At 62.7% G+C, this 3,727-nt stretch carries 5 protein-coding genes and 1 pseudogene; 5 read left to right on the plus strand and 1 reads right to left on the minus strand.

What is annotated here, in order from left to right; translation table 11 throughout:
* The 3 genes and pseudogenes from ENZ74_RS35345 to ENZ74_RS25365 form a co-directional block, all read left to right on the plus strand.
* Positions 1-128, plus strand: a pseudogene (locus tag ENZ74_RS35345) (transcriptional regulator); the annotation flags it as partial.
* 169 nt (positions 129-297) lie between these two features.
* Positions 298-1,563 (plus strand): methionine adenosyltransferase, encoded by a 1,266-nt coding sequence (gene metK, locus ENZ74_RS25360; protein ID WP_024503461.1) that lies wholly within the window; start codon positions 298-300, stop codon positions 1,561-1,563.
* Between the two features lie 23 nt (positions 1,564-1,586).
* Positions 1,587-2,288 (plus strand): tRNA (guanosine(46)-N(7))-methyltransferase TrmB, encoded by a 702-nt coding sequence (locus ENZ74_RS25365; protein ID WP_024503462.1) that lies wholly within the window; start codon positions 1,587-1,589, stop codon positions 2,286-2,288.
* 66 nt (positions 2,289-2,354) lie between these two features.
* Here the strand turns inward: ENZ74_RS25365 and ENZ74_RS25370 are convergent, their stop codons facing one another.
* Positions 2,355-2,522: a hypothetical protein gene (locus ENZ74_RS25370; RefSeq protein WP_013527898.1), complete on the minus strand. Its 168-nt coding sequence runs from the start codon at positions 2,520-2,522 to the stop codon at positions 2,355-2,357.
* Between the two features lie 299 nt (positions 2,523-2,821).
* Here ENZ74_RS25370 and rimP point away from each other — a divergent pair, with 299 nt between their 5' ends.
* Both rimP and ENZ74_RS25380 read left to right on the plus strand, forming a co-directional pair.
* The gene (gene rimP, locus ENZ74_RS25375) at positions 2,822-3,466 is read left to right on the plus strand and encodes a ribosome maturation factor RimP (protein ID WP_013527897.1); all 645 of its coding nucleotides are present in this window, start codon (positions 2,822-2,824) and stop codon (positions 3,464-3,466) included.
* Positions 3,467-3,515: 49 nt separating this feature from the next.
* Positions 3,516-3,727, plus strand: a 212-nt coding sequence (locus tag ENZ74_RS25380) for a NusA N-terminal domain-containing protein (protein WP_281059727.1), incomplete at its 3' end; no start/stop codon positions are given.

The following is a 3,727-nucleotide window of genomic DNA, read 5'->3' on the forward strand; positions in this document are numbered from 1 at the left end:
CTGTCGAATTCTGCGGCAGCCCTGAAGGCCTTCAGCTCAACCGGGCCTTTGTCAAGATCGCCGACGCCAAGGTGCGCCGCAGGATCATAGACCTGGTCAAGTCCCTCTCCGCCGACGATCCCGACTGATCCTCAATCACGCCAGGACCGGCGGCGCCCCGCCGCCGGTGGCACAAGATAACGGCATCGACATTCATGCCAGAGCCGAAGCACCGCTTGACGAGCGGCGCTTCGCCCCGCTAACACGTGGCGCGCCAAAATCGGCAGCCTGCCGATCGTTTTTCAAGAGGGGACACCCGTGACGCGGCAGAACTACTTCTTTACCTCGGAATCCGTTGCCGAGGGCCATCCTGACAAAGTCTGTGACCGGATTTCCGACGAGATCGTCGATCTGGTCTATCGCGAAGCCAAGAAGACCGGCATGGACCCGTGGAAAGTCCGTGTCGCCTGCGAGACGCTGGCCACCACCAACCGTGTCGTCATCGCCGGCGAAGTGCGCGTCCCGGAAACGCTGCTGAAGAAGGACAAGGCAGGCAACATCCTCAAGGATGCCGCCGGCCATCCGGTCGTCAATCCGGCCAAGTTCAAATCGGTCGCCCGCAAGGCGATCCGCGAAATCGGCTACGAGCAGGCCGGCTTCCACTGGAAAACGGCGAAGATCGAGGTTCTGCTGCACGGCCAGTCGCCTGACATCGGCCAGGGCGTCGACAACGCTGCCGACCGTCAGGGCGAAGAGGGTGCCGGCGACCAGGGCATCATGTTCGGTTATGCCTGCCGCGAGACGCCGGATTTGATGCCGGCGCCGATCTACTACAGCCACAAGATCCTCGAACTGCTGGCTGCTGCCCGTCACGAAGGCAGCGGTGAAGCCGGCAGGCTCGGGCCGGATGCCAAGAGCCAGGTCACCGTTCGCTATGTCGATGGCAAGGCCGCCGAGGCGACGCAGATCGTGCTGTCCACGCAGCATCTCGATGCGAGCTGGGATTCAAAGAAGGTCCGCAAGGTCGTCGAACCCTATATCCGCGAGGCGCTGGGCGACCTCAAGATCGCCGACGATTGCATGTGGTACATCAATCCGACCGGCAAGTTCGTCATCGGCGGGCCGGACGGCGACGCCGGCCTGACCGGCCGCAAGATCATCGTCGACACCTACGGTGGTGCCGCACCCCATGGCGGCGGCGCTTTCTCCGGCAAGGACACCACCAAGGTGGATCGTTCGGCAGCCTATGCGGCGCGCTACCTGGCCAAGAACGTGGTGGCGGCGAAACTCGCCGACCGCTGCACCATCCAGCTTTCCTACGCCATCGGCGTCGCCCAGCCGCTGTCGGTCTATGTCGACTTGCATGGTACCGGCAAGGTCGACGAGGCAAAGCTCGAGGACGCGCTGCGCACGGTGATGGATCTGTCGCCGTCGGGCATCCGCCGTCACCTCGATCTCAACAAACCGATCTACGCCAAGACGTCGTCCTACGGCCATTTCGGCCGCAAGGCCGGCCGTGATGGGTCTTTCTCCTGGGAAAAGACCGATCTCGCCAAGGCGCTCAAGGACGCGGTCGCCGCCTGACAGCGGCGCCGCGAAGTCCCGCCATGGATCCGAAGGACAGACCAAGCCGCGCGACCGAAGCCTTTTTCGGTCGCCGGCGCGGCAAGACCATGCGTCCGCAACAGGCGGCCGCGCTGGAAAGCGGCTTCGGTGTATATCGGCTCGATCTGGCGGCCGAGCCGCCGGCCGATCTGCAAACTCTGTTTCAGACCGATGTCAGCGCGGTTCGCCTCGAGATTGGCTTCGGCGGTGGCGAACATCTCCTGCACCGCGCGACCGAGGCGCCTTCGATCGGCTTTATCGGCGTCGAGCCCTTCGTCAACGGCATGGCCAAGATGATGATGGCGGTGCGCGAGAAACCGCTCGCCAATCTGCGGGTTTATGACGACGACGCCACAAGGCTGCTCGACTGGCTGCCGCAGGCCTCGCTCGGCGGCCTCGATCTGCTCTATCCCGACCCCTGGCCGAAGAAGAAACACTGGAAGCGACGTTTCGTAAGCCCGGTCAATCTCGAGCGGTTCGCGCGCGTGCTGAAGCCTGGTTCAAAATTCCGCTTCGCCTCCGACATCGACACTTATGTCAACTGGACCTTGCTGCATTGCCGCGCGCATGGCGCGTTCGCATGGCAGGCTTGCGAGGCGGCGGACTGGCACCGGCCCTATGATGGTTGGCCGGGCACCCGTTACGAGGCCAAGGCCATTCGTGAGGGCCGGCGGCCGGCCTATCTTACCTTCATTCGGAAATAGGCTCGCGGTCTTAGAGCAATTCCAGGAAAAGTGTGAAACGGTTTTCCGTCCGGAATTGCGTCAAAGCTAGAATCGGCGGCCGATGCGATCGAAGGCGGCAGGCTCGACGCCGAGGTTGCGCAGGTCGTCGGCGCGCGGCCTGCGACCGGCTTCTACGGCCCGTGAAGCGGCCACGGCGCTGCCGAATACGGTGAAGAAGTCGCCTATTGCAGAAAATATCTTGCGATTGCTCATGATCATGTCCTTTCGCGCACGTGTGACGCACGGCCACCTTTGTGCAGCGCAGCGTAAGTAGGTGCGTTTCAGCGCCAATCCCATTGGGGCCGCCGCATGGGCGCCATGCGCTCCATGCAACGCTGGCGGGGGCCACCTCGATGGCAGCGTTGCCCGACCAGCATAGCGGGCTTGAAACACAGGCCGCGATCGTCTATATCAGCCTCAAATTCTTGGTCGGTATGACGAAGAGTGGGTCCACCCGGTCCCGCTCTTTTTTATTACCTGCCGATAACTTGGTAGAGAACGACAGGGCTTCAATGACTGCAACGGCAAGCGAGGGCGACGATCGCATCATCCGCGAAAGCGGCATCGATGCGCGCATCGCGCTGATCGTCCAGCCGGTTCTGCGCGGCATCGGCTTCCGCCTCGTGCGGGTGCATCTGTCGGGCCAGAACGGGCTGACGCTGCAGATCATGGCCGAACGCGAGGACGGCACCATGACCGTCGAGGATTGCGAAGAGGTCAGCCGCGCGGTGTCGCCGGCGCTCGATGTCGATGATCCGATCGAAAAGGCCTACCATCTTGAAGTCTCGTCGCCCGGCATCGACCGGCCGCTGGTCCGCAAATCGGATTTCACGACCTGGACGGGTCATCTGGTGAAAATGGAAACATCGATCGTCGTCGCCGACCGCAAGCGCTTCAAGGGCAAGATCGCCGAAGCCGGCGAAGACGATGTGCTGATCGAGCGCGACAAGGCAGCCTATGGCGAGGAGCCGACGGTGCGCGTCCCCTATGACGCGATTGCCGATGTGCGCCTGATCCTGACCGACGATCTCATCCGCGATGCCCTGTCGAAGGACAACAGGGCGCGCAAGGAAGCCAAGAAGCGCCGTGGCGAACCGGACGACGACGAGTCGGGTGCGGAAGCGGACGCCACGGAAGAACACGAACAGGAACTATGATTGAGCTGCCGGGCGCAAAGGTCCGGCAAACAAGCTCGGGAGAAAAACGATGGTTGTAAGCGCCAACAGACTTGAATTGCTGCAGATCGCCGACGCGGTCGCGCGTGAAAAGTCGATCGACAAGTCGATCGTCATCGCCGCCATGGCCGATGCGATCCAGAAGGCGGCGCGCTCGCGTTACGGTCAGGAGACCAACATCCGCGCCGACATCAACCCGAACACCGGTGAGATGAAGCTGCAGCGGCTGATGGAAGTGGTCGA

Origin of the sequence: Mesorhizobium sp. M7A.F.Ca.CA.002.15.2.1, from assembly GCF_003998715.1 — a bacterium.
In the GTDB taxonomy this organism is placed as follows: Bacteria; Pseudomonadota; Alphaproteobacteria; order Rhizobiales; family Rhizobiaceae; genus Mesorhizobium; species Mesorhizobium ciceri.